At 46.9% G+C, this 23,465-nt stretch carries 26 protein-coding genes; 17 read left to right on the forward strand and 9 right to left on the reverse strand.

The annotated features are described in order from the left end of the window. The first annotated feature begins 28 nt into the window (after window positions 1–28). Both rnr and rlmB read left to right on the forward strand, forming a co-directional pair. Window positions 29–2,488: a ribonuclease R gene (rnr, locus tag RH89_RS05005; protein WP_004399869.1), complete on the forward strand. Its 2,460-nt coding sequence runs from the start codon at window positions 29–31 to the stop codon at window positions 2,486–2,488. A 17-nt stretch (window positions 2,489–2,505) separates the two neighbouring features. Beyond that, a complete protein-coding gene (gene rlmB, locus RH89_RS05010) occupies window positions 2,506–3,246 on the forward strand; it encodes a 23S rRNA (guanosine(2251)-2'-O)-methyltransferase RlmB (protein ID WP_004399870.1) in 741 nt (246 codons plus the stop codon). A gap of 72 nt (window positions 3,247–3,318) precedes the next feature. On the opposite strand, the gene crp is transcribed toward rlmB, so the two are convergent. The 5 genes from crp to RH89_RS05035 all read right to left on the reverse strand — a co-directional run bounded on the left by crp (window position 3,319) and on the right by RH89_RS05035 (window position 7,817). Beyond that, a complete protein-coding gene (gene crp, locus RH89_RS05015; protein ID WP_004399871.1) occupies window positions 3,319–3,951 on the reverse strand; it encodes a cAMP-activated global transcriptional regulator CRP in 633 nt (210 codons plus the stop codon). A gap of 243 nt (window positions 3,952–4,194) precedes the next feature. Then, window positions 4,195–5,064 carry a phosphoribulokinase gene (locus RH89_RS05020; RefSeq protein ID WP_004399872.1) on the reverse strand — a complete coding sequence of 290 codons (870 nt, stop codon included), beginning with the start codon at window positions 5,062–5,064 and terminating at the stop codon, window positions 4,195–4,197. A 98-nt stretch (window positions 5,065–5,162) separates the two neighbouring features. Beyond that, window positions 5,163–5,375 carry a YheU family protein gene (locus tag RH89_RS05025; RefSeq protein ID WP_004399873.1) on the reverse strand — a complete coding sequence of 71 codons (213 nt, stop codon included), beginning with the start codon at window positions 5,373–5,375 and terminating at the stop codon, window positions 5,163–5,165. Window positions 5,376–5,406: 31 nt separating this feature from the next. Continuing rightward, complete coding sequence (locus RH89_RS05030; RefSeq protein WP_004399874.1) at window positions 5,407–6,429, reverse strand: hydrolase; 1,023 nt, start codon at window positions 6,427–6,429, stop codon at window positions 5,407–5,409. Then, window positions 6,426–7,817: an aminotransferase-like domain-containing protein gene (locus RH89_RS05035; RefSeq protein WP_004399875.1), complete on the reverse strand. Its 1,392-nt coding sequence runs from the start codon at window positions 7,815–7,817 to the stop codon at window positions 6,426–6,428. The genes RH89_RS05030 and RH89_RS05035 overlap by 4 nt, the downstream gene beginning before the upstream one ends. Before the next feature lie 121 nt (window positions 7,818–7,938). On the opposite strand from RH89_RS05035, the gene RH89_RS05040 reads away from it, so the two are divergent. After that, complete coding sequence (locus RH89_RS05040; RefSeq protein WP_004399876.1) at window positions 7,939–8,535, forward strand: LysE family translocator; 597 nt, start codon at window positions 7,939–7,941, stop codon at window positions 8,533–8,535. A 5-nt stretch (window positions 8,536–8,540) separates the two neighbouring features. Continuing rightward, window positions 8,541–9,014: a pyridoxamine 5'-phosphate oxidase family protein gene (locus RH89_RS05045; protein WP_004399877.1), complete on the forward strand. Its 474-nt coding sequence runs from the start codon at window positions 8,541–8,543 to the stop codon at window positions 9,012–9,014. Here RH89_RS05045 and RH89_RS05050 read toward each other — a convergent pair. Both RH89_RS05050 and RH89_RS05055 read right to left on the reverse strand, forming a co-directional pair. Continuing rightward, window positions 8,981–9,451: a TIGR02444 family protein gene (locus RH89_RS05050; protein ID WP_004399878.1), complete on the reverse strand. Its 471-nt coding sequence runs from the start codon at window positions 9,449–9,451 to the stop codon at window positions 8,981–8,983. The genes RH89_RS05045 and RH89_RS05050 overlap by 34 nt on opposite strands. 1 nt (window position 9,452) lies before the next feature. Further along, window positions 9,453–11,369, reverse strand: a complete 1,917-nt coding sequence (locus tag RH89_RS05055) for an ABC transporter ATP-binding protein (RefSeq protein ID WP_004399879.1) — start codon at window positions 11,367–11,369, stop codon at window positions 9,453–9,455. A gap of 138 nt (window positions 11,370–11,507) precedes the next feature. On the opposite strand from RH89_RS05055, the gene kefG reads away from it, so the two are divergent. From kefG to RH89_RS05080, 5 genes are all read left to right on the forward strand, one after another. Then, the gene (kefG, locus tag RH89_RS05060) at window positions 11,508–12,092 is read left to right on the forward strand and encodes a glutathione-regulated potassium-efflux system ancillary protein KefG (protein ID WP_004399880.1); all 585 of its coding nucleotides are present in this window, start codon (window positions 11,508–11,510) and stop codon (window positions 12,090–12,092) included. Further along, complete coding sequence (kefB, locus tag RH89_RS05065; protein WP_004399881.1) at window positions 12,076–13,860, forward strand: glutathione-regulated potassium-efflux system protein KefB; 1,785 nt, start codon at window positions 12,076–12,078, stop codon at window positions 13,858–13,860. Before kefG ends, kefB begins: the two co-directional genes overlap by 17 nt. An 8-nt stretch (window positions 13,861–13,868) precedes the next feature. Next, entirely contained in the window at window positions 13,869–14,069 is a 201-nt protein-coding gene (locus RH89_RS05070; protein ID WP_004399882.1) for a YheV family putative zinc ribbon protein, read from the forward strand. A 148-nt stretch (window positions 14,070–14,217) separates the two neighbouring features. After that, entirely contained in the window at window positions 14,218–14,772 is a 555-nt protein-coding gene (gene slyD, locus RH89_RS05075) for a peptidylprolyl isomerase (protein ID WP_004399883.1), read from the forward strand. Between the two features lie 122 nt (window positions 14,773–14,894). Continuing rightward, window positions 14,895–15,836 (forward strand): isoaspartyl peptidase/L-asparaginase family protein, encoded by a 942-nt coding sequence (locus RH89_RS05080; protein WP_004399884.1) that lies wholly within the window; start codon window positions 14,895–14,897, stop codon window positions 15,834–15,836. Window positions 15,837–15,899: 63 nt separating this feature from the next. On the opposite strand, the gene RH89_RS05085 is transcribed toward RH89_RS05080, so the two are convergent. Continuing rightward, on the reverse strand, window positions 15,900–16,121 hold the full coding sequence (locus tag RH89_RS05085) for a SlyX family protein (RefSeq protein WP_004399885.1): 222 nt from the start codon (window positions 16,119–16,121) through the stop codon (window positions 15,900–15,902). Between the two features lie 5 nt (window positions 16,122–16,126). After that, window positions 16,127–17,110, reverse strand: coding sequence for a WD40 repeat domain-containing protein (locus tag RH89_RS05090; RefSeq protein WP_004399886.1), 984 nt, complete (start codon window positions 17,108–17,110; stop codon window positions 16,127–16,129). A gap of 140 nt (window positions 17,111–17,250) precedes the next feature. On the opposite strand from RH89_RS05090, the gene fkpA reads away from it, so the two are divergent. The 8 genes from fkpA (at window position 17,251) to fusA (ending at window position 23,341) form a co-directional block, all read left to right on the forward strand. Next, window positions 17,251–18,042 (forward strand): FKBP-type peptidyl-prolyl cis-trans isomerase, encoded by a 792-nt coding sequence (fkpA, locus tag RH89_RS05095; RefSeq protein ID WP_004399887.1) that lies wholly within the window; start codon window positions 17,251–17,253, stop codon window positions 18,040–18,042. Between the two features lie 177 nt (window positions 18,043–18,219). Then, window positions 18,220–18,942, forward strand: a complete 723-nt coding sequence (locus RH89_RS05100) for a helix-turn-helix transcriptional regulator (protein ID WP_004399888.1) — start codon at window positions 18,220–18,222, stop codon at window positions 18,940–18,942. Continuing rightward, on the forward strand, window positions 18,939–19,337 hold the full coding sequence (gene tusD / locus RH89_RS05105; RefSeq protein ID WP_004399889.1) for a sulfurtransferase complex subunit TusD: 399 nt from the start codon (window positions 18,939–18,941) through the stop codon (window positions 19,335–19,337). Before RH89_RS05100 ends, tusD begins: the two co-directional genes overlap by 4 nt. Next, window positions 19,334–19,690: a sulfurtransferase complex subunit TusC gene (gene tusC / locus RH89_RS05110; protein ID WP_004399890.1), complete on the forward strand. Its 357-nt coding sequence runs from the start codon at window positions 19,334–19,336 to the stop codon at window positions 19,688–19,690. Before tusD ends, tusC begins: the two co-directional genes overlap by 4 nt. 8 nt (window positions 19,691–19,698) lie before the next feature. Beyond that, on the forward strand, window positions 19,699–19,980 hold the full coding sequence (gene tusB / locus RH89_RS05115; RefSeq protein ID WP_004399891.1) for a sulfurtransferase complex subunit TusB: 282 nt from the start codon (window positions 19,699–19,701) through the stop codon (window positions 19,978–19,980). A gap of 223 nt (window positions 19,981–20,203) precedes the next feature. After that, the gene (gene rpsL / locus RH89_RS05120) at window positions 20,204–20,578 is read left to right on the forward strand and encodes a 30S ribosomal protein S12 (RefSeq protein WP_004399892.1); all 375 of its coding nucleotides are present in this window, start codon (window positions 20,204–20,206) and stop codon (window positions 20,576–20,578) included. A gap of 120 nt (window positions 20,579–20,698) precedes the next feature. Next, window positions 20,699–21,169: a 30S ribosomal protein S7 gene (gene rpsG, locus RH89_RS05125; RefSeq protein ID WP_004399893.1), complete on the forward strand. Its 471-nt coding sequence runs from the start codon at window positions 20,699–20,701 to the stop codon at window positions 21,167–21,169. 75 nt (window positions 21,170–21,244) lie between these two features. After that, a complete protein-coding gene (gene fusA / locus RH89_RS05130; protein WP_004399894.1) occupies window positions 21,245–23,341 on the forward strand; it encodes an elongation factor G in 2,097 nt (698 codons plus the stop codon). The last annotated feature ends 124 nt before the right edge of the window (window positions 23,342–23,465 follow it).

The raw sequence follows: 23,465 nt of genomic DNA on the forward strand, positions 1-23,465 counted from the left end.
ATCTATCCAATCTTTAACAGGCCCTCCTATGTCTCAAAACACACCTAACGACCCATTTGCCGCGCGCGAATCCGACAAATACGACAATCCTATTCCCAGCCGTGAATTCATCATCGAGTTTTTAGAAAAGGCAAATGTGCCAATGAATCGCAATGATTTGTTTGAAGCACTAAAGCTTTCTGGAGAAGAACAGTATGAAGGCTTGCGTCGTCGGCTGCGTGCCATGGAGCGTGATGGTCAACTGGTGTTCACCCGACGCCAGTGTTATGCCCTGCCAGATAAACTGGAACTGGTGAAAGGGGTTGTACTGGGTCATAAGGATGGACATGGTTGGGTGAGACCAGATGGCAGTACAGGCAAAGATAACGACATTCTGCTGCCTTATCACCAAATGAAAACTCTGATTCACGGTGATTATGTATTGGTTCAGCCAGCTGGCACCGACAAACGTGGTCGCAAAGAGGGTCGGTTGGTACGTGTACTTGAAGAGCGTAAGACTCAGATTGTCGGGCGTTACTTTATGGAACAAGAATATTCCTACGTTGTTCCTGATGATTCACGCATTAGCCAGGATGTTTTGATTCCCAAAGAGCATCGCTGCGGCGCGCGAATGGGGAACGTAGTAGTGATTGAAATTACCGATCGTGCCACTCGTTCTCGTGGAATGATGGGGAAAATAGTTGAAGTACTGGGCGAAAATATGGCGCCGGGTATGGAAACACAGATTGCTATCCGTACTCACCAAATCCCGGATGTGTGGCCAGAAGAGGTCGAAAAACAAATCGCTGGTTTAGGTGAACATGTCCCAGAGGATGCCAAGAAAGGGCGTGTTGATTTACGAGATCTCCCCTTAGTTACTATCGATGGTGAAGACGCGCGAGACTTTGATGACGCTGTGTATTGTGAAGCGAAGCGCGGCGGCGGATGGCGCTTATGGGTTGCCATTGCAGATGTTAGCTACTACGTCCGCCCTGATACTGCGTTGGATAAAGAAGCCATCAATCGTGGTAACTCCGTGTACTTCCCGTCTCAGGTTGTTCCTATGCTCCCTGAAGTCTTGTCTAACGGATTGTGCTCATTAAACCCACAAGTGGACCGCTTGTGCATGGTGTGTGAAATGACCATCTCGGCATCCGGTCGGTTATCCGGCTACAAGCACTACGAAGCCGTGATGAACTCACATGCTCGCCTGACCTACAACAAAGTCAGTGCCATCCTTGAAGGTGATGAAGAACTGCGTCAGCGATACGAACCTTTAGTGCCTCATCTTGAAGAACTTCACAAGATGTACGGTGTGCTAAAGCAGTCGCGTGATAACCGTGGTGCTATTGAGTTTGAAACCGTTGAAGCGAAATTTATTTTCAACTCCGACCGCAAGATTGACCGTATCGAACCAGTTGTTCGTAACGACGCACACAAGATCATCGAAGAGTGTATGATTTTAGCCAACATTGCGTCGGCATCTTTAGTTGAAAAGCTGAAAGAGCCTGCTTTGTTCCGTATACACGAAACGCCGGGTGAAGAGCGTTTACAAGGCTTCCGTGATTTCTTGGGAGAGCTTGGATTAAACCTGACTGGTGGGCTGGAACCTTCCCCAACTGATTACGCGAATTTAATGAAGCAGATTGGTGAACGTCAGGACAAAGAGCTGATTCAGACCATGCTGCTGCGTTCGATGAAACAGGCGGTGTACAACGCTGATAATGTTGGGCACTTTGGTCTGGCGCTAAAACGCTACGCACACTTTACTTCGCCGATTCGCCGTTATCCGGACTTGCTATTGCACCGTGCGATTAAATACCTGATCGCAAAAGAAGACGGTCGAAATACGGATCGCTGGACGCCAACGGGCGGCTTCCACTACTCCTTTGACGATATGGATGTCTATGGCGAGCAGTGCTCGATGACGGAACGCCGCGCAGACGATGCGACTCGTGAGGTTGCTGACTGGCTGAAATGTGAATACATGCAAGACCACGTTGGTGAAGAGCTTGATGGCGTGATTGCTAACGTAACCGGTTTCGGCTTCTTTGTTCGCCTGACAGAACTTCACATTGACGGTCTGGTTCATATTTCTTCACTGGCTAACGATTACTATCAATTTGATCCTATTGGTCAAAGGCTTATCGGTGAGAGCTTCGGAAACATCTATCGTTTGGGTGATGCAGTTAAAGTGAAGGTTCTGTCGGTCAATCTCGATGATCGTCAAATAGACTTTGAATTAGTGGAAACAAGTCGTAAGCTACGCGGCAAAGGTAAGACGGCGAAGAAGCGTGCTGCACAGGCAGATAAGAAAGCGGCGAGTAAAAAGAAAGCTGCAATCAAAGCGCGAAAGCCTGGTGGAAAGGCAAAAGCCCTTGTAGAACCCACCAAACGACCAGATGGCTCCAGTGAGCCAGCTAAAACACGCAAGAAGACCAAGGCTGAAAAGGCGCGTAAAAAGAAATCACGCACAAAGAACCGAAAGTCTCAAGGCAAGAAGAAGTAATCTGAATAGGTCAGACCATGAGTAACGAATTCCTTTATGGCATTCATGCCGTAAAAGCTGTGCTGGAAAAAGACCCGGTACGTTTTATTGAAGCATTTGTATTGAAAGGACGTCAGGATGACCGTTTATTGCCTTTGCTGAATGAACTTCAGAATGTTGGGATTTCCATTCAGCAAATGGGAAGAAAGGCGCTGGATGACAAAGCCAAAGGAGCAAATCACCAAGGGATCATCGCCCGAGTAAAACCTGCAAAGACGCTCAACGAAAACGACTTGGACGATATTCTGGCTCAGCATGAGCAGCCTTTGCTGTTGGTGTTAGATGGAGTCACCGATCCTCATAACCTTGGTGCTTGTCTGCGAAATGCTGATGCCGCAGGCGTTGCCGCGGTGATCGTACCAAAAGACAAATCAGCTCCAATGACAGCAACTGTGAGTAAGGTTGCCTGTGGTGCCGCTGAAACAGTGCCATTAGTTCGTGTGACTAATCTGGCGCGTACTATGCGTGCATTACAGGAGAAAGGTGTGTGGTTTGTTGGTACCGCTGGTGAAGCGACTCACGACATCTATCAAGCTAAGCTCAGTGGTGCATTAGCCATTGTCATGGGGGCAGAAGGTGATGGTATGCGTCGTCTGACTCGTGAAACCTGTGATGATCTTATTAAGATTCCGATGGCGGGAAGCGTATCCAGCTTGAATGTGTCAGTCGCATCTGGGATATGTTTGTTCGAAGCGGTGCGTCAGCGCCAAAACGTCTAAGGGTATGCATTAGATAATAAAAAACCACCAACTTGCGTTGGTGGTTTTTTTAAATCTGTATCGCTAAGAAAGTTAGCGAGTGCCGTAAACAACGATAGTCTTACCGTGTGCTGAAATGAGGTTTTGCTCTTCCAGCATTTTCAGGATACGACCTACTGTTTCACGAGAACAGCCAACGATTTGACCGATTTCCTGACGGGTAATCTTGATTTGCATACCGTCTGGGTGAGTCATTGCGTCTGGTTGCTTCGCAAGGTTCAGAAGCGTTTGAGCGATACGACCTGTTACGTCTAGGAATGCAAGGTCGCCCACTTTCTGGCTTGTTGTTTGAAGACGGTTCGCCATTTGCGCAGAAAGGCGCATTAGGATATCAGGGTTAACCTGAATCAGCTGACGGAACTTCTTAAATGAGATTTCTGCCACTTCACACGGGGTTTTTGCACGTACCCAAGCGGTACGTTCCTGGTCTTCTTCGAACAGACCAAGTTCGCCGATAAAATCACCTTGGTTGAGGTAAGACAAGATCATTTCTTTGCCTTCTTCATCCTTGATCAGTACGGCAACAGAACCTTTCACAATGTAGTACAGGGTCTCTGCCTTTTCACCAGCATGAATCAGAGTACTTTTTGATGGGTACTTATGAATATGACAGTGTGAAAGGAACCACTCTAATGTTGGATCGGTTTGAGGTTTACCTAGAACCATAATATCTTTCTTCCTCTGCAGGGCTTGCTCAGCAGCTTTCCATATCGACTGAGCCAGATTGAACTGGTCATTTAGAATAGGGTGTTATAGTTGATGCTGCAAGCTATCATATGTTTCGGTTAGAAATAGTATCCTTTTTCTGAAACGATTTCTTGACTTTGATCGTTACACACTGGCGTTTATCTAAGCAAAAATGTGCACATGATCACGCTATAGCAACTTGGTTTACTTTTCTTCTTATCACTAACCGATTTTGCCCGTTTCGATGAGCTGTTGAAGGATAGGCTGAACGATAAGCTCCATTGCAAAACTCATCTTGCCTCCCGGCACAACAAGGGTGTTGTGTCGCGACATAAATGACCCTTGAATCATAGACAACAGATATGGGAAATCGACGTTTTTAATACCACGAAGACGAATCACTACAAAACTTTCATCTAAGCTGGGGATGCCTTTTGCAGCTAAAGGATTAGAAGTATCTACTGTCGGTACTCGCTGAAAATTGATGTGAGTACGTGAAAACTGCGGGGTAATGTAGTTCAGGTAATCGTCCATGGAGCGAACAATGGAGTCCGTTACGGCTTCCTTTGAATGACCTCTGTCTCGGGTGTCACGAACGAACTTCTGAATCCACTCCAAGTTTACGATTGGCACCATGCCGATCAGTAAATCAACGTGCTGTGAGGCGTTTACGCCACCATCAACCACACCGCCATGCAACCCTTCATAAAAGAGCACGTCGGAATCTTCTGGCAACTCCTGCCATGGAGTAAAGGTTCCCGGCATTTGATTATAAGGGACAGCCTCGTCAAAGGTGTGCAGGTAACGGCGGACTTGTCCTTTTCCTTCGTCACCGTATTTGCGGAAAAACTGCTCTAGAGTGGGAAAGTCGTTAGCTTGAGGACCAAAGTAACTGATGTGCCTTCCTTGTTCTTTGGCCTTGCGAATTTCCACGTCCATTTCCGGACGAGTGAATCGGTGGAAACTGTCACCTTCAACCCATGCGGCTTTAACGTCCATCATGTTGAACATCTTACGGAACGCTTCAGATGTGGTGGTCGTTCCTGCTCCCGATGAACCTGTAACAGCGATGATTGGGTGTTTTGCTGACATGACTGTCCTTGTCTCTGTTTGTCGTGATAGAAATTCAGTGTAGGGGAAGTGCTTCGAATAATAAACACTGCTCCAGTCACGTTAATGAATGAAATACCTTAACGGGCAGGATGAACCTGGATGTCCACAGTTTCGTGAAGTTCGGAAAAGACAACCACAGCCTGACCGCTTTGCAGCTGTGTCCGAACGTGCTCAACCTTTTCGTCTAAGCTGATTTCGCTTTCGCCGTAATCGGTTCCTTCCCTCAGTACAAACTCTTTTATCAGGTTTGTCAGAGTGTCTGCATCAATCTGTTCCCAAGGGACGATCATAAATACCTCTTTCTTTTATGTCGTGATGTCTCTAGCTTTCAGTGACCGCAATCTTATCATCAATTGCAGACCCTTGGTTATGTTCCGCAACTTTAAGGAAATGTGAATAGTATTCAGGGAGTGCTTCTTCTAACCAGAATTTCGGTCTAAACAAGCTTCCGGTTACAAAGCCAACGTGTCCGCCTTTGGGAAGTAAATGGTAATTAACGTGAGCAGGCAGTGGATAATCTGGAATAACCGCTTCGGTCATAAACGGATCATCGTGAGCATGAATGATGTCTGTCGGGATGCGTATCTGAGGCAACATAGGTAACCCAGAACAGGTTTGGTAATAATGATGTGCGCCATTAAATCCGTGTAATCGTGAGGTAATCACATCATCAAACTCAAACATGGTACTGATTTTATTGATCTCGGATTCTGTCAGAGGCATCACTTTCTGTACTAAGGGCAATTTGGCAATGGCATTGTCTTTCAGAGAGCCGAGTAAGTAATCCTGATAGACTTTCGAAAAGCCCTGATTGATACGCCTTGAGCACGCCAGTAGATCCAGCGGGGCAGATACAATCGATGCCGCGTCCAATTTTGTGTCGTTACCGTATTTCGCTAAGTAGTTCACCAGCATATTTCCACCGAGTGACACGCCCACCGCCACCTTTGAATTAGAAGGAAAACGCTGGCTTAGCTCTGTCAGAAAATGTCTCGCGTCTTCGGTTTCACCAGAGTGATAGGCACGTGGTAAGCGGTTTGGCTCTCCACTGCACCCACGAAAATGCATCATGACCGACAGCCACCCTTGCTTGGCAAACGCGTGAAGCAAGCCATTCGCGTATGGGCTTTCAAAGCTTCCTTCTAAACCGTGAAAAAGTACGAAAATAGGCTTGTCAGAGTGATTGTTCGGATCTTCGCTCCAAGCCAGATCAACGAAATCCCCGTCGGGCAGTTCCAGCCTTTCTCTGACGGCTTGAAACAGAGGTTTGCGCCTGATAAAACGCGACAGAAGAGTTTGAATGTGTGCATTGCCCAGCCCAAATGCCGGGGAGAATGTCATCATAAAGCGAAATCCGAAATAGGGTTGCTGTTAAGCAGTTCTGCGAGAATTTTAAGACCTTTCTCAAGCTGCTGACGGGTGATTGGAGAACTTAACGACAAACGTATCGCTGGGGGTACAGCACCACCTGGCGGGACAAACAGCTCTCCCGACTTAACGACCACATTTTTTTCTGCGGCTTTCGCAATGAAATCACTTAAACGCCAGTGTTCAGGCAGGGTTAGCCACAGGTGAAAACAGTGAGGCTGAAAGCGGATATCAAAGTCGCCCAGATATTGCTTTGTCAGCTCAAGCCTGTCGTCCATTTCTTTACGAATGGCACCAATCACTTCTTCTACTTGGTTATTTTGTATCATCTGACAGGTAAGGGCTGTCAACAGTGGGCTAATCATCCAGCTGTGATTTTGCAACGTGATGCACAATGAGGGATAAAGTTCGTCTGGAATGAGTAAGTAGCCGACTCTTAACCCCGGCGCGAGGCATTTGGAAAACGCTCCGATATGGATGACTTGCTGAGGCATCAGATTCACCATTGGAGAAGGTGGACTATCGGGCAGCATTCCGTTTACATCGTCTTCAATAACGGTGATTTGATATTTCTTACACAGTTCCAGTATGGCTTTTCGCCTTTCAAGCCCCATTGTGGCAGTCGTTGGGTTTTGCAAAGTAGGGGTTAAATAAATAAAGCGTACAGACTGATTCTGTTTGTAAGCCGACTCCAGCCCGGCAGGTGTGATCCCCTCTTCATCCATCTCAACGCCCTTCAGAGTCAGCTGATTTTGTCTGGCCAAGCTGAGCAGTCCGGGATAAGTGAATTTCTCGCAGAGGATGGTATCCCCTGCACGTGTAAACGCACTGAGCACCATTTGAATGGCGTGCTGAGCACCGCTGCTGAAGAGAATGTTACTGGCGCTGGCATTGACCCCATGAGTATTTAGCCATCGGGAAATGATTTCGCGGTGAGAATCTAACCCTTTTGGTTTTTGATAGAGCATTAACGAATTTAATGCGGTATTTGACTGTGATAGGGCACTTAAAGCATCGGAAACGATCTTTGAACGATCCATTATTGGAGGGATGTTATAACCAAAATTGCATTCTTCCGTTTCTTCGACGCTTTCTTCGAATACCCATCCCACTTTTGAATGGTCTCGAATATAAGTGCCCGCGCCAACTCTGGCTTCCACCAATCCTCGTCGCTCAGCTTCCGCGTACGCTCGGGTAACCGTTCCTACGGTGACATCCAATTTGTCTGCCAATGCGCGGTGAGTCGGCAGTTTGTCGTTGGCTACAAGGTTACCCAGTTCCACTTCTCTGCCAATCGCATCAGCAACTTGTTGATACAGAGGAGCAGAGCGCGATTTGTCTACTTCAATTGTCTCGATTGTCATGGTGACAATAAACCTTTTGCACAGATGTTATTCCATTGTTATGGTCAATATGTGCACATTAAATCAAATAATCAACCAAAAAAATAAAATTGTATCGATACAATGTGAGGAGGAACAATTAATGGATTGGCAATTTTTTACCTCAGTCGCATTGTTTGCTGTCGTAATGACGGGGACCCCGGGTCCTAACAATGTCATGTTGACGGCTTCAGGCGCAAACTTTGGGTATCGTCGGACAGTGCCACATTTTGTCGGGATTGGTGCGGGTCTGCTCAGTCAGATGATCTTGATTGCAGCTGGGCTAGGAGTGGTGTTTGAGCGTTATCCAGAAGTTCAGCAAGTACTGAGAATCGCGTCCAGTGCGTATTTACTGTATCTGGCTTGGCGAATTGGGACAGCAATGCCTCCAGAAAAGAGTGATGACAATGACTCCAAACCGATGACCCTGTTTGAAGCGGCTCTGTTTCAATATCTGAATCCAAAAGCCTGGGTCATGTCGCTAACTGCAGTGGGGTCTTTTTCTTTCACGGGTGACCAGTTTTGGTGGTCGGTGATCGCCATGGGGATGATTTTCTGGCTGGTTCAGTTGCACACCTCTTCGGTATGGGTGGGCTTTGGCACTCTGATTCGCCGTTGGCTATCCAGCGTAACTGCATGGCGTCGTTTCAATGTGGTGATGGGCTTGCTAACAGCCAGTTGTGTCGTATTTATATGGTGATGCCTATGCAGTTTGATTTACAGGATATTGCCAGTAGTACGGTGCTTTGCTGGCTGGCAACAACCGATATTCATGGGCAGCCGAATGTCTCCCCGAAAGAAGTGTTCCACTTGGTCGATGCTAATACACTGTTGATTGCGGATATTGCCTCGCCCAACTCCGTCAGAAATATTGCTGAGAATTGTAAAGTGAGTGTATCTCTGCTGGATATTTTTCGTCAGCGAGGTGTAAAGCTGACAGGTGTTGCTAAGTACAAACTGTGCAATGAAGAAACAATATTGGAAAGTGAAAAAATGCTGGTAGAGAAAGCAGGAGACTTTCCAGTAAAAGGCATTATCACCGTGGAGATTGTGAGCACGTCATCGCTTGTTGCACCCAGCTACTGGATTAAGCCTCAAGAGAGTGTTGAAGAGAAAGTGGCATTAGCGATGAAACGCTATGGCGTTCAGCCCGCTGAAGACGTTTCTTCAAAAAACTGAATCAGATGATCAGCCTGAAGATAGCTGCAGTAGGTGGCGACCATTGAGTCGCCCGTATTCTTAGACAGGGTGAGCCCATTGATGCAGTCAACCAGATCGGATTGCTGCTGTTTTTCCAGCAGCAATTCAAATTGAAGTGTTTCTCGGTATAAAGTGTCGGGAAGGTGAGATTTAGATTTTCTGCGCAATTCGCGGTAATTCACCAGCAGGTTTTCAGATCGAATCAAACAATCCTGGATTGAGTGCCAGTCATCCTGACCAAAGGCGAGTTTCTGTTCGTCTAACCACTTTAAAAGCAGAAGCAGGTTAACATTGCCCTGATATTGGTTTTGCAGAGAAAGACACGCCTCTTTTACCTGACGCACACTGTAGTACTGGAGGCTAAATTGCCACAAGCGTTCTAAAGTGAGCGACAATGATTGCGTGTCTTTGGGCATGCTACTTCATCTCCAGTTCCATCTGCTCAAGAGTTTCCTGCTCTGCCATCCATTCCATTTCAACTTCTTCAAGCTCGGATTTCGCGGTGGCTTGCTGCGACAGTACTTCGTTAAGCTTAGCCTTATTTTCTGCCTGATAAAGTTCGGTATCGCTTAACTGCGTTTCTGTATCTGACAAAATTTGACCGAGTTTATCCATTTTTTGTTCCAGTTTTGTCAGGTTTTTGCGAATTGGCGCGGTAAGTTTGCGAAATTCCGCTTCTTTCCGTTTTTGTTCTTTTCGTGCTGCAGCACTGTTATCCGAGCTCTTTTCTGGAGCGGAAGCTTGCTGTTCCTTTCGCTCGGCTTTTTGTTGTTCAGTCAGCCACTTGTAGTAATCGTTCAGGTCACCATCAAACGGGGCAACCTGACGGTCGTGGACCAGATACAAATCATCGGTGGTGGCACGCAATAAGTATCTGTCGTGGCTGACTATGACCATCGCCCCTTCGAAGGTTTGCAGAGCAAGCGTGAGTGCCTGACGCATGTCCAGATCCAGATGGTTGGTTGGCTCATCGAGTAAAAGCAGGTTGGGCTTTTGCCAGACGATCAAAGCCAGAACCAGACGCGCTTTTTCACCGCCAGAAAACGGGGCCACCTTTTCCAGAGCTTTATCTCCCTGGAAGCCAAAGCTTCCTAAGTAATCGCGGAGTTGCTGCTCGGTTTTGTCAGGGGCAATTTGCATCATATGCTGAAGAGGGGTCTCTTCTGGATGCAGTGTTTCGAGTTGGTGCTGTGCGAAGTATCCAATCTTCACACCCTGAGAATAGGTGAACTCGCCTGATTGCGATTCCAATTCGCCTGAAAGCAGTTTGATAAGCGTAGATTTACCAGCACCATTGCGACCTAAAAGACCAATTCGACTGCCCGGGACAAGGTTCAATCGGATTTTTTCGAGAATCAGGTTCTCACCGTAACCCGCAGAAACTTCGTCCATCATTAGAATCGGGTTTGGCAGCGCCGCTGGCTCGCGAAACTCAAAGCTGAACGGGTTATCGAATTGGGCAGGTAATACCTTCTCCATTTTCTCCAGCGCTTTGATTCGACTTTGTGCTTGTCTTGCTTTCGAGGCTTTATAACGGAATCGGTCGATGTAGCTCTGCATGTGTGCCATCTGCTTTTGCTGCTTTTGATACATGGCTTGCTGCAAGATCAGCTTTTGAGCTCGTTGATTTTCAAACGATGAGTAGTTACCCGTGTATTCATTCAGAAGCTGATTCTCGATATGGATTATTCTGCCGACAATCGGATCCAGAAAGTCCCTGTCGTGTGAGATCAGAATCAGTGTGCCCGGGTACGTTTGCAGCCAACGCTCCAGCCACATTACGGCATCCAGATCCAAGTGGTTGGTTGGCTCATCAAGCAATAACAGGTCTGAACGACAAAGCAGTGCTTGTGCCAGGTTCAGTCGCATTCGCCAGCCACCTGAAAACTGAGTCAGGCTCCATTCCATTTGTTCTTGGCTGAAGCCCAAGCCATCTAATAGCTCAGCGGCACGTGCTTTGATTGTGTATCCGCCAATGACTTCAATCTTACCGTGCAGTTCAGCGACTAATGTCCCGTTATCCTGCTGTTCTGCTTTGGCAAGCTGGTCTTCCAAGTCTCTAAATTCTCTATCGCCATCAATCACATATTCGATGGCTTTTCTTTCAAGCGCTGGCGTCTCCTGAGCTACCCAAGCGAGCTCCCATTGACTAGGCTTATGAAAGGTGCCTGCATCAATGGAAAGTTCATCTTTAAGGAGGGCAAACAGCGTCGACTTACCACAACCGTTTTTTCCGACCAGACCGACTTTGTCTCCGGGGTGAATGGTTGCGCTGGCTTGATCTAGCAGGGGCTTGCCGCCTCGAAGGAGTTGGATGTCAGAAAAGGTAATCATAGTGCTCGTGTCGAATAAGAGAATTTAACGGTTCGAATACTATGGGGAATCATGATAAATGTCGATCATTATACAAATTACGATATGATGGATTAACGGAAAAACAACAACATGCCGTGAAGGAAGACGTCAGAAAGCATGACTGTTATTCAAGAAAAAGCTCAAGCATTGCCGAAAATTCTGGTGATTTACGTTCACCCAGATCCGGACAACTCGGTCGCCAATCAAGTGATGATCAATCAGATCCGAGGATTAGACCATGTGACGGTTCACGATCTGTATGCCCATTATCCCGATTTCTTTATTGATGTTGCTCACGAACATCAATTGCTTCTCGATCACGACATTATTGTCTTTCAACACCCTCTCTATATGTACTCCTGCCCAGCGCTGCTCAAGGAATGGATGGATCGCGTTCTCGGCAAAGGGTTTGCTTTTGGGGAAGGTTGTGCCTTGGCTGACAAACACTGGCGAAGCGTGATTACCACAGGTGGTGCGCAGGACGCCTTTGCTGCCAGTGGCTACAACAAGTACCCGATGCAGGAAATTCTTCAGCCTTTTGAGTTGACCGCTTTGCTTTGCCGAATGAAATGGGTTGAACCACTTATTTTGTATTGGGCACGGAATACCTCCGATGTTGAGCGCTATCAACATGCCGAGCGTTACCGTCACTGGCTACTCAATCCACTGAATGAAGGAGATGCGTATGGCAGCGACGAGTGAGATTCTGACAAGCACCGCCATTTTCCTTTCAGCGGCGGTGGTCGCCGTACCTTTGGCACAGCGCATGGGTCTGGGGTCGGTACTGGGTTACCTGCTGGCAGGGATCGCAATCGGCCTCTGGGGTATGGGACTTATCAGTGACGTAGAAGCCATATTGCATTTCGCGGAATTTGGTGTGGTATTACTGCTGTTCCTGATTGGTCTTGAACTGAATCCGAGTAAGCTCTGGCAGATGCGACGTCCCATTCTGGGGTTAGGTGGCGCACAGGTGGTGATCACCACTGGGGTGATTTCTTCCATCGTCTACTACGGCGGTGTTTCCTGGCAAAGCAGTTTAGTCATCGGTATGGGGTTAGCCCTATCTTCCACGGCGATTGCGCTTCGGGTAATCGAAGAACAAGGGTGGACGGGAACGGAGACGGGTCAGTCTGGGTTTGCGGTCCTGCTTTTTCAAGACATCGCGGTTATCCCTATGCTTGCGATGATTCCTATTTTAGCGGGGGGCAGCGGTGGTGACTGGCTGGATGCGATTAAAACCTTTGGCGGAATTGCAGGGTTGCTGGTCGTCGGGCATTACTTATTGCGACCTGCTTTCCGATACATTGTATTAACCGGGGTTCGAGAACTCTTTACTGCGACTGCATTATTGCTGGTAGTGGGTATTGCTCTCATCATGCAGCAGCTTGGGCTCTCCATGGCACTGGGTACTTTCCTTGCCGGTGTGCTTCTGGCAGAAAGTGAATATCGCCACGAATTAGAGATAGCGATTGAACCTTTCAAAGGGTTATTGCTTGGTCTCTTCTTTATTGCAGTCGGTATGGCGGTCAATCTCGGTCTGTTAGTTATAGAGCCAGTCGAGGTGCTTGTGGCGGTAGTGCTGCTTATCTCGATTAAAGCCAGCGTGCTATACATGTTGGGGCGTTTCTTCGGAACCCGTGCGAAGGCGCGCAGCTCGATGGCAGTGATTCTGAGTCAGGGTGGTGAGTTTGCGTTCGTTATCTTCACTGCGGCTCAGGCAGAAAACCTTCTCGACCCTGAATTGGGTGCGTTTCTCCTGGTTGTGGTCAGTATCTCAATGGTGACCACACCGCTACTGCTTCTGATTCAAAAGCGTTGGTTTGCGCGTACAATCAATGATGGAGATGGCATTCCATCTGATGTTGTTGATCGTCGTCCGAAAGTAATCATCGCTGGATTCGGTCGTTTTGGTCAGGTGGTAGGACGTTTGATGTATGCCAACAAGGTTCGCGTCACGGTTTTGGAAAGTGATGCCAGCCAAATTCAATTGCTGCGTAAGTTCGGGTATAAAGTGTTTTATGGCGATGCCACTCAGCTTGATTTGCTTCGTGCTGCAGGTGCTGCCAAGGCAGAAGCGATTGTGGTGTGTACCGATTCTCCGGATGAAGTGATGAAAATCGTCGACTTATGCCGACATCACTTTCCGAACTTAAAAGTGCTGGCCAGAGCGCGAAGCCGTGTCGAGGCGTATCAGTTGCTTAATCACGGCGTCGATGCGTTTTCGAGGGAAACGTTTCTCGGTGCTCTGGATTTAGGAAGGCAGACTTTAGTTCAAATGGGGATGCATCCTTATCAGGCGAAACGAGCCACTTCGCACTTTAAAAAGCTCGATATGAAAATGTTGGAAGAGCTTTTACCAGAGCACAGCGAAGACAAAGAGCTTGCCATGCGAGCCAAAGAAGCGCGCAAAGAACTGGAAGAAATTTTCGGGCGCGAGATGGAAAATGATTCCCGTCAGAACTGGGAATAGAGGTAAACGTGAAAATAAAGAAACGATTTATTGCAGGCGCAAGCTGCCCACAGTGTAAGGAAAAAGACACATTACGCTGGTGGGAAGAAAACAGCGTCGAAGTGGTGGAATGTGTTGACTGCGATTACGTAGAACAACGCACATCCCAAGCTGTAGAACAAAGTGAGCACGCCAGCCAGGATATGATTGGCATTTTTAAGCCAGATTAACGCTTTTGTTTTTTGAGTATTTGTTAACCGTAAAGAAAACCACGCTTTCATTGTGTTTTGATATTTCATCCCCATAATAGCGTGGTCACTAAATATTTTTCCTGGGTATGAGCGTTCTCCCAGGATTTCAAACCTCCTTGGAGTCATCATGAAAATTGAAAAAAACGTGGTTGTAAGTCTGGCTTATCAGGTAAAAACCGAAGACGGTGTAGTTGTTGACCAGTCTACGGCTGAAGCACCTCTTGACTATCTTCACGGTCACAACAACCTGATCACAGGTCTTGAGAAAGAGTTGGACGGTAAAGCGGTAGGCGAGAAGTTTACAGCTACGGTTGCTCCTGAAGATGCTTACGGTGAGCACAACGACGCGCTGGTACAACGTGTACCTGCAAACGTGTTCCAGGGAGTCGATGAAATTGAAGTAGGTATGCGCTTTATGGCGGATACAGACCAGGGACCAATCCCAGTAGAAGTGACAGAAGTTGATGGCGATGAAGTCGTTGTTGATGGAAACCATATGCTTGCAGGTCAGACACTGACGTTTGACGTAGAAGTGATTTCGACTCGTGAAGCAACGGCTGAAGAAATCGAGCACGGTCACATTCATCAAGAAGGTGGTTGCTGCGATGATGACCATGATCACGACCACGATCATGGCGAAAAAGACGGCTGCTGCGGTGGTGGTAGCTGCGGTTCACACTAATTCGCTGGATTAGTGTCGCTTAAAGTGAACAAGTTTGAGAACGCCGACTGATGACTCAGTTGGCGTTTTTTTATGACCTGTGAGAAATTAGCCCGGCAGTTTTTAGAAATTAGGGATACGTTATGACCAAGCCTTTTTCCATTGCTATTCACGGTGGAGCTGGAACCATTCTGCGAGACAAAATGACCTCTGAAATGAGAGCGGAATACCAGCAAGTCCTGACCGAATCTGTAAAAGCAGGTCACAAGATCTTAGCTTCCGGTGGTGATGCACTAGACGCTGTAGTTGAAGCAGTGAAAGTGATGGAAGACAGTCCTTTGTTTAACGCAGGTAAAGGTTCGGTGCTGACCAATAGCGAAATGGTCGAAATGGACGCATCAATAATGCATGGTGCTGCGAGTGAAGCTGGTGCCATCGCTGGAGTCAGACATATTAAGAACCCCGTTGAGCTGGCTCGTGATGTAATGAAAAAAAGCAATCACGTATTTCTTATTGGTGAAGGAGCAGAAGCCTTCGCATTTGAACACGGCTACGAATTTACCGAGCAAGATTACTTTTTCACTGAACGTCGTTACGAACAGCTTCAGTCAATGAAAGAAAAAGGGCTTTTCGCGCTTTCTGAGTCCAAATACCCGGACGATAAAAAATACGGAACGGTTGGCGCAGTGGCTCTCGATAGCAGTGGCAACTTAGCTGCTGCAACCAGCACGGGTGGCGTTACCAATAAAAAATACGGTCGGGTTGGGGATTCCGCTTTGATTGGCTGCGGTACCTTCGCTGAAAATGGCAACGTTGCAGTGTCAACAACTGGCATGGGTGAGTACTTTATTCGTAAAACGGTCGCTTCTGATGTGGCTGCGCGAATGAAGTATCTAAAAGAAGATGTGCATACCGCCAGCGAAACCGTGATTCAGGGCGAGCTAAAAGCCATGGGAGGGGAAGGTGGCTTAATTGCGCTGGATGCCAATGGCGATATTCACTTTGGGATGAACAGTTCGGGCATGTATCGAGCCAGCATTGATCCTTCCGGTAAGCTGGAAGTGAAAATTTTCTCTGACGAATAACAAAAATGCGGGCAATTGCCCGCATTCTCTATTTCATAATCCAAATTCAGATGCCATAGAGCTTTAGTAGTGTGGAGGTGGCGTCTCTTCAGAAGCGTCTGCCATATTGGACGCGTCCATGTTCTTCACCTTGCCCACCACGTATTTCATCTGATCCTGCATTTTAGAAATCAGCAATTGTTGTTGGCTTAACGCATCGTTTAACTCTTCAATGGTTTGTTCTTGAAACGCCAACTGGCATTCCAAGTCTTCGATACGTTGTTGTAATTCCTTGTCGCTTTGCATTTGTATTACTCAGTTTCTATCCGCCACGCTTGTGCAATGCCTGCTGACGTGCCGGAAATGATTCTTTGCTGCTGGTCAAAGGTCGCATCATACACTACCGCACGCGGAGGACGAGCATCTTTTTGAGGTTCGACTTCCCAGTAATCCAGTCGTTTCCCGGTTTGTACATCCCACAGCATGACACGACTTCCCGGCGTTCCCGTCACCAGATGGCGACCATCGTCAGAGAATCGAGCCGATGTGAAAATTAATTGTCTGTCAAAGGCTTTCAGCTCGGAGATTTTTTCACCGTTTGATAAATCCCAGACGTAAGCATCATTTGAACCATCGGAAGTAAACGCCAGTTTTCCATCTCGCTGGAGTGCTACTCTGTTAATTCTTGCACCATGTTCAAATTTATAAAGTGCCAGACCTGTCTGCGTATCCCACAAATAGGCGTTATAATCGTTGCCGCCGGACAGTGCGAAGCGACCGTTAGGGGAAATAGCCACAGAATTCACTTTTTCTCTGTGAGCAAGGAACTCCAATCGGCGACCAGTGACTAAGTCCACATAAATCGCTTTGCCGTTTGATAAACCCAGTAGAACTTGTTCACCATTGCTGGAAATATCAATATCTCGGATGAGCCCGTCTGAAATGGACCAAAGCCCCTGAGCTTGAGTCCAGCCTAAATCCCACACAGCAAAGTTCTGTTGGGTAGCGGTGATGGCAAAGCGCCCGTTATCGGCGATTCGGATATGGGAAACGGTGTTGGCTTCGGGATCTTGAGCGCCTAGTTGGGCGAGTTCTTCATTATTTTCAAGATCCCACAGCAGGAGCTGATGCTCTTTTGAATAAAGCAAAGCGAAGCGTCCATCCCGGCTTAAACCGAAGCTGGTGGTGCCTGTTGGCTCAATATCCCAACGTTGGTCATTTTTTTGGGTAAAAAAGCACCCATTTAACAAAAGGATGACAATGGTGAGAACAACAGAGTGAGAAACTGTTCGCATCGCTGTAGAAATCCGGTTTGTGTCAGTGGACATGAAACCAGTATATTGATACCACAACTTTTTTGCACGAAACTGTGCAAGATATTTAGGGGTCGTCGGAGAGACTCTCCGTCACGCAAATTATGAATTTGGAGAAATAAATGAAACCTTTGTTTAAGGCGTCACTGCTAGCTGCAACTGTAGCTCTAGCTGTAGGCTGTCAAGAAGAAGTAAAAGAAGAGCCGAAAGTAGAAGAAACAGCACAAACGGAACAAGCTGCTCCAGCTGTGACTTTCCAGAACGAAGATGAAAAAGCGGCGTACGCGATTGGTGTATCTTTTGCTAACTACCTAAACACCAGCATTGAGAAGCCTAAAGAAATCGGTATCGAGCTGAAAAAAGAGTTGGTGCTTAAAGGTATCGAAGATGTATTTAGTGAGAGCGCTGCATTGAACGAAGATGAAATTCGTCTGGCGCTTGAGTCCCTAGACAAGCGTGTTGCAGAGAAGATGCAAGCACAGGCGGCTGAGAAAGCGGCAGCATCTAAGAAAGAAGGCGACGACTTCCGCGCTGAATTTGCTAAGCAAGAAGGTGTGAACAAGACAGAATCTGGTCTTCTTTATCAAGTGCTAAACTCTGCTGAAGGTAGTTCTCCAAAAGAGACAGACACCGTTGTTGTTCACTACTCAGGTACGTTGATTGATGGTACTAAGTTCGACAGCTCTTACGATCGTGATCAGCCAGCGACGTTCCCTCTAAACCGAGTTATCCCTGGTTGGACTGAAGGTGTTCAGCTAATGCAGGTTGGTTCTAAGTACAAGTTCGTTATCCCGCCAGAGCTGGCATACGGCGAGCAAGACACACCAACGATTCCAGCAAACTCAACACTTGTGTTTGAAGTTGAGCTGCTTGAAATCGACGGTGGTGAAGAAGCAGAAACAGCGACTCAGTAAGCACTCGCTTTCATTTTAAAAAGAGCTCTTCGGGGCTCTTTTTTAGTTTGTGCAGAAGTAATTCAGTGCAATGTTTGCTCTAAGTCACTAGATAGTATGGTTATCCGTGCCCGTTTCAAATATTCTGATAAACTTCTACCAAATAGTTGAGATAAGAAAGCACTAGGTAAGGTGACCGTGAATACATCAGAAGCAATTTATGCAGACTCGCTGCTAGAGATGGAGTCGATAGATGTGAAGCCGTTTACAGAGCACGACAAAATCATCCTTCGATCTTATGAAGCGGTAGTCGACGGGCTGGCAAGCCTTATTGGCGCCCATTGTGAAATCGTCCTTCACTCTCTCGAAGACTTAAACACGTCTGCTATTAAAATTGCTAACGGTGAAAACACCGGTCGTCAGGTCGGCTCACCGATCACCGATATGGCACTCAAGATGTTAAAAGACATCGAAGGGTCTGAGCGTAATTTTTCACGATCTTACTTTACTCGCGCCAAAGGTGGCGTACTGATGAAGTCCATCACTATTGCGATTCGCAATGGTGAAAACCGCGTGATAGGGCTTCTTTGTATCAACATCAACTTGGATGTACCTTTCTCTCAGGTACTTCAGGCGTTCATGCCAAATGAGGAAGCGAAAGAAGCGGCATCATCGGTAAACTTTGCCAGTGACGTTGAAGAGCTGGTGGATCAGACGGTTGAACGAACCATCGAAGAAATCAATGCAGACAAGTCAGTCTCAAATAACACGAAGAATCGCCAAATCGTGATGGATCTTTATGACAAAGGCATCTTTGACATTAAAGATGCGATCAACCGAGTGGCGGATCGACTGAACATCTCCAAACACACGGTTTACCTGTATATCCGTCAGCGTAAAACAGAGGATGGCGAGAAGTGAGCCAATCACTCAGTTACACCCTGGTCGTTAATGGTGGAGTGTACGGAAGCCAGTCAGCAAGAAACGCTTACCAATTTGCACAAGCGCTGTTAGAAAAAGGGCACACTCTGGTGAGTGTGTTCTTTTATCAGGATGGTGTGTCTAACGGTACGCAGCTTTCTGTACCAGCTAACGATGAATTTGATTTAACCAAAGCGTGGCAATCTCTTGCGAAAGAGCATCAGGTTCGACTAGAGACTTGTGTTGCAGCAGCACTGCGTCGTGGCATTGTGAATGAAGATGAAGCGAATCAGCATGAGCTAGGGCAACATAATTTAGCCAGCGGGTTTGAACAGGCGGGGTTGGGCAGCTTGGCAGAAGCCATGTTACAGCAAGACAGAGTGGTGCAGTTTTGAGTCAACTAACGTTTGTTTTTCGAAGTGCCCCCCATTCGACCAGCGCGGGTAGGGAAGGAGTCGATGCATTACTTGCGGCTTCAGCATATTGTGAAGACATTACCGTTTTATTTATTGGGGATGGCGTGACTCAGTTGGTTTCAGCTCAGGACACGTCTTCTATTCAAAGTAAAAACTACCTGCCAATGTTTAAGCTGTTTGACCTTTACGACATTGAAAACGTCTATGTGTGTGAGTCTTCTCTGAAGGAGCGAGGGTTGGCACAGGCTGAGTTGGAAATAGATGCTCAGCGTCAGTCGAAAGCAGACTTGGTCCAGCATCTTCAATCTTCCAATAAAGTGCTGACGTTTTAGGTAAACACATGCTTCATATCATCAAAACTCAATCCGCAATTGCTGGCGCAATGTCTTATGTATCCGATAACGATGCAATCCTGTTGGTGGAAGATGCTGTGTATGTAAGTAACACTGAGCATAGTGGTTTTACCCATCTTTCAAAATCGATTTCTCAATGTTATGTACTTGAAGCGGATCTCAATGCGAGAGGCGTTACTAGCTTCGTAAATAGCAACATTCAGGTAGTCGATTTTCTTGGCTGGGTGGCATTAACAGAGCAATATCACCAATCAATGACATGGGAGTAATGACGCTCCCATTTTTCATGTAATGCCTTTATCGCGTCACAGCATTTTCTTCTTTTCTTTACGTGTATTTCATCAGACCAGCGAAGCTGGGAAAAAAGATCTGTATATTTCTTGACACTCACCCCCCTGCTGCATAGAATTTTGCGTCCCCAATTGTACTAGGTGCATTTTGGGGAATAGATTTTTCACAAAGCTTACTTTCAAGTAATTCAGGAGCTAGTTAATGGCAACTATTAACCAGTTGGTACGTAAGCCACGTGCAAAGCAAGTTGTTAAAAGCAACGTGCCAGCACTAGAAGCGTGCCCACAAAAACGTGGTGTATGTACTCGTGTTTACACTACTACACCTAAAAAACCTAACTCAGCACTTCGTAAAGTTTGTCGTGTACGTCTGACAAACGGCTTCGAAGTAACATCGTACATCGGCGGTGAAGGTCACAACCTTCAAGAGCACAGTGTTGTACTAATCCGTGGCGGTCGTGTAAAAGACCTTCCGGGTGTACGTTACCACACTGTTCGCGGTGCACTTGACTGTGCTGGCGTTAATGACCGTAAACAAGGTCGTTCTAAGTACGGTGTGAAGCGTCCTAAGTCTTAATGTCCCTTTTCTGTTTACAGAAAGGCGTTAAGTAAGGCCAAACACTAAATTTTCATTTTTATTTTTGAAGAAACTGAAAAGTTTTGGATAACCTGAAGAATAAGACAACGGAGAATTTCCATGCCACGTCGTCGCGTCATCGGTCAGCGTAAGATCCTTCCAGATCCTAAGTTCAAATCTGAATTGCTGGCAAAATTCGTTAACATCCTTATGGTTGACGGTAAGAAATCTACTGCAGAGAAAATTGTTTACACTGCACTAGACACAATGGCTGAAAAGTCTGGTAAAGACCACTTAGCTGTATTTGAAGAAGCTCTTGAAAATGTTCGCCCTGCGGTAGAAGTTAAGTCTCGCCGTGTGGGTGGTTCAACTTACCAAGTACCTGTAGAAGTACGTCCGGTTCGCCGTAACGCACTTGCTATGCGTTGGTTGGTTGAAGCTGCGCGTAAGCGTGGTGAAAAATCTATGGCTGCTCGCCTAGCTGCTGAAATGCTAGACGCTGCTGAAAACAAAGGTACTGCGGTTAAGAAACGTGAAGACGTTCACCGCATGGCTGACGCGAACAAAGCGTTTGCTCATTACCGCTGGTAATACCTTCTGTGCTGCGAGGTTCTCTCGCAGCACTTTTCTATTTCCTAAGGTGAACCTTAGTAAGAGGATACAATCGTGGCTCGTAAAACTCCTATTGAGCGCTACCGTAACATCGGTATCTGTGCTCACGTAGATGCAGGTAAGACAACCACAACTGAGCGTATTCTGTTCTACACTGGCCTTTCTCACAAAATCGGCGAAGTTCACGATGGTGCTGCAACCATGGACTGGATGGAGCAGGAGCAGGAGCGTGGTATCACAATCACCTCAGCTGCGACTACTACTTTCTGGCGTGGTATGGAAGCACAGTTCCAAGATCATCGCGTAAACATCATTGATACCCCTGGACACGTAGACTTTACTATCGAAGTAGAGCGTTCTCTTCGTGTACTTGACGGTGCAGTGGTCGTATTCTGTGGCTCATCTGGTGTTGAACCTCAGTCTGAAACTGTATGGCGTCAAGCTGACAAGTACCAAGTTCCAAGAATGGTATTTGTAAACAAGATGGACCGTGCGGGTGCAGACTTCCTACGCGTTGTGGACCAAATTAAAGATCGTCTTGGTGCGAACCCAGTTCCAATCCAATTAAACATTGGTGCGGAAGATGAGTTCAAAGGTGTCATCGACCTTATCAAGATGAAAGCTATCAACTGGAATGAAGCCGACCAAGGCATGACGTTCACATACGAAGACATTCCAGCTGACATGCAAGAACTTGCCGAAGAATGGCATTCTAACCTTGTTGAAGTTGCGGCTGAAGCAAGTGAAGAGCTGATGGAAAAATACCTTGAAGAAGGCGAACTAACAGAAGCTGAAATCAAGGAAGCACTTCGTACTCGTACACTAAACAACGAAATCGTACTGGCTACATGTGGCAGTGCGTTCAAAAACAAAGGTGTACAAGCGGTACTGGATGCTGTTATTGAATTCCTGCCTTCACCTGTTGATGTACCTGCAATTAAAGGTATTGACGACAGAGACAACGAAGTTGAACGTCATGCAGACGACAACGAACCGTTCTCTGCTCTGGCATTTAAGATCGCAACAGACCCATTCGTAGGTACGCTGACATTCATGCGTGTCTATTCTGGCGTTGTGAACTCTGGCGACAGCGTCTATAACTCTGTTAAGCAAAAACGTGAGCGTTTTGGACGTATTGTTCAGATGCACTCGAACAAGCGTGAAGAAATCAAAGAGATTCGCGCGGGTGATATTGCTGCAGCAGTAGGTCTGAAAGACGTAACAACAGGTGACACTCTGTGTAACCAAGACCATAAAGTGGTTCTGGAGCGCATGGAATTCCCTGAGCCGGTAATTCAAATTGCGGTTGAGCCTCGTTCTAAGGCAGACCAGGAAAAAATGGGTATTGCGCTAGGTAAACTAGCTGCCGAAGACCCGTCTTTCCGTGTAGAAACCGACGACGAAACAGGTCAAACACTGATCTCAGGCATGGGTGAGCTTCACCTGGATATCATTGTTGATCGTATGAAACGTGAGTTCAGCGTTGACTGTAATGTCGGTAAACCTCAGGTTGCTTACCGTGAAACTATCCGTGGTGCCACGGAAGTGGAAGGCAAATTCGTTCGCCAGTCAGGTGGTCGCGGTCAATACGGTCACGTATGGCTGAAACTAGAACCTGCTGAAGTTGGCGACGGTTTTGTTTTTGTTGATGAGATCGTTGGTGGTGTGATTCCTAAGGAATACATCAGCTCAGTATCGAAAGGTATTGAAGAGCAAATGAACAACGGTGTGTTGGCTGGCTATCCTGTACTGGATGTGAAAGCAACACTATTCGACGGTTCATTCCACGATGTCGACTCAAGTGAGATGGCGTTTAAAATCGCTGGCTCCATGGCCTTTAAGAAAGGTGCGCTTGAAGCACAACCTGTTCTTTTAGAGCCAATGATGAAAGTTGAAGTAACGACTCCAGAAGACTGGATGGGTGATGTGGTAGGCGATCTTAACCGTCGTCGCGGCATCATCGAAGGCATGGACGAGGGGACAGCTGGCCTGAAGATAATTCGTGCACAAGTTCCGTTGTCAGCTATGTTCGGTTACGCAACTGACTTACGCTCTGCGACACAAGGTCGTGCTTCTTACTCTATGGAGTTTAGTGAGTACGCTGAAGTGCCGAAAAATGTTGCGGAAGCAATCATTGCAGAGCGTGGATAATCGTTATTTGATTAATAACGAATCTATTGCGCTGGCGAGAGTTGGCGCATAAAATAGCAAATTCTGGCGCACCTTGGAGCATAAATTCAGGGTGAATCATAACTAGGAAGGAACACGATCGTGT

Source organism: Vibrio nigripulchritudo ATCC 27043, from assembly GCF_000222685.1.
In the GTDB taxonomy this organism is placed as follows: Bacteria; Pseudomonadota; Gammaproteobacteria; order Enterobacterales; family Vibrionaceae; genus Vibrio; species Vibrio nigripulchritudo.

Excerpts from the sequence above, each read along its gene's own strand:
- rpsG (WP_004399893.1), top strand. The coding sequence starts at position 20,699 with ATGCCACGTCGTCGCGTCATCGGTCAGCGTAAGATCCTTCCAGATCCT.
- rpsL (WP_004399892.1), top strand. The coding sequence starts at position 20,204 with ATGGCAACTATTAACCAGTTGGTACGTAAGCCACGTGCAAAGCAAGTT.
- kefB (WP_004399881.1), top strand. The coding sequence starts at position 12,076 with ATGGCAGCGACGAGTGAGATTCTGACAAGCACCGCCATTTTCCTTTCA.
- RH89_RS05055 (WP_004399879.1), bottom strand. The coding sequence starts at position 11,369 with ATGATTACCTTTTCTGACATCCAACTCCTTCGAGGCGGCAAGCCCCTG.
- RH89_RS05040 (WP_004399876.1), top strand. The coding sequence starts at position 7,939 with ATGGATTGGCAATTTTTTACCTCAGTCGCATTGTTTGCTGTCGTAATG.
- RH89_RS05035 (WP_004399875.1), bottom strand. The coding sequence starts at position 7,817 with ATGACAATCGAGACAATTGAAGTAGACAAATCGCGCTCTGCTCCTCTG.
- rlmB (WP_004399870.1), top strand. The coding sequence starts at position 2,506 with ATGAGTAACGAATTCCTTTATGGCATTCATGCCGTAAAAGCTGTGCTG.
- RH89_RS05090 (WP_004399886.1), bottom strand. The coding sequence starts at position 17,110 with ATGCGAACAGTTTCTCACTCTGTTGTTCTCACCATTGTCATCCTTTTG.
- RH89_RS05050 (WP_004399878.1), bottom strand. The coding sequence starts at position 9,451 with ATGCCCAAAGACACGCAATCATTGTCGCTCACTTTAGAACGCTTGTGG.
- crp (WP_004399871.1), bottom strand. The coding sequence starts at position 3,951 with ATGGTTCTAGGTAAACCTCAAACCGATCCAACATTAGAGTGGTTCCTT.
- tusB (WP_004399891.1), top strand. The coding sequence starts at position 19,699 with ATGCTTCATATCATCAAAACTCAATCCGCAATTGCTGGCGCAATGTCT.
- rnr (WP_004399869.1), top strand. The coding sequence starts at position 29 with ATGTCTCAAAACACACCTAACGACCCATTTGCCGCGCGCGAATCCGAC.
- RH89_RS05030 (WP_004399874.1), bottom strand. The coding sequence starts at position 6,429 with ATGATGACATTCTCCCCGGCATTTGGGCTGGGCAATGCACACATTCAA.
- kefG (WP_004399880.1), top strand. The coding sequence starts at position 11,508 with ATGACTGTTATTCAAGAAAAAGCTCAAGCATTGCCGAAAATTCTGGTG.
- fkpA (WP_004399887.1), top strand. The coding sequence starts at position 17,251 with ATGAAACCTTTGTTTAAGGCGTCACTGCTAGCTGCAACTGTAGCTCTA.
- RH89_RS05080 (WP_004399884.1), top strand. The coding sequence starts at position 14,895 with ATGACCAAGCCTTTTTCCATTGCTATTCACGGTGGAGCTGGAACCATT.
- RH89_RS05045 (WP_004399877.1), top strand. The coding sequence starts at position 8,541 with ATGCAGTTTGATTTACAGGATATTGCCAGTAGTACGGTGCTTTGCTGG.
- slyD (WP_004399883.1), top strand. The coding sequence starts at position 14,218 with ATGAAAATTGAAAAAAACGTGGTTGTAAGTCTGGCTTATCAGGTAAAA.
- RH89_RS05025 (WP_004399873.1), bottom strand. The coding sequence starts at position 5,375 with ATGATCGTCCCTTGGGAACAGATTGATGCAGACACTCTGACAAACCTG.
- RH89_RS05085 (WP_004399885.1), bottom strand. The coding sequence starts at position 16,121 with ATGCAAAGCGACAAGGAATTACAACAACGTATCGAAGACTTGGAATGC.
- RH89_RS05020 (WP_004399872.1), bottom strand. The coding sequence starts at position 5,064 with ATGTCAGCAAAACACCCAATCATCGCTGTTACAGGTTCATCGGGAGCA.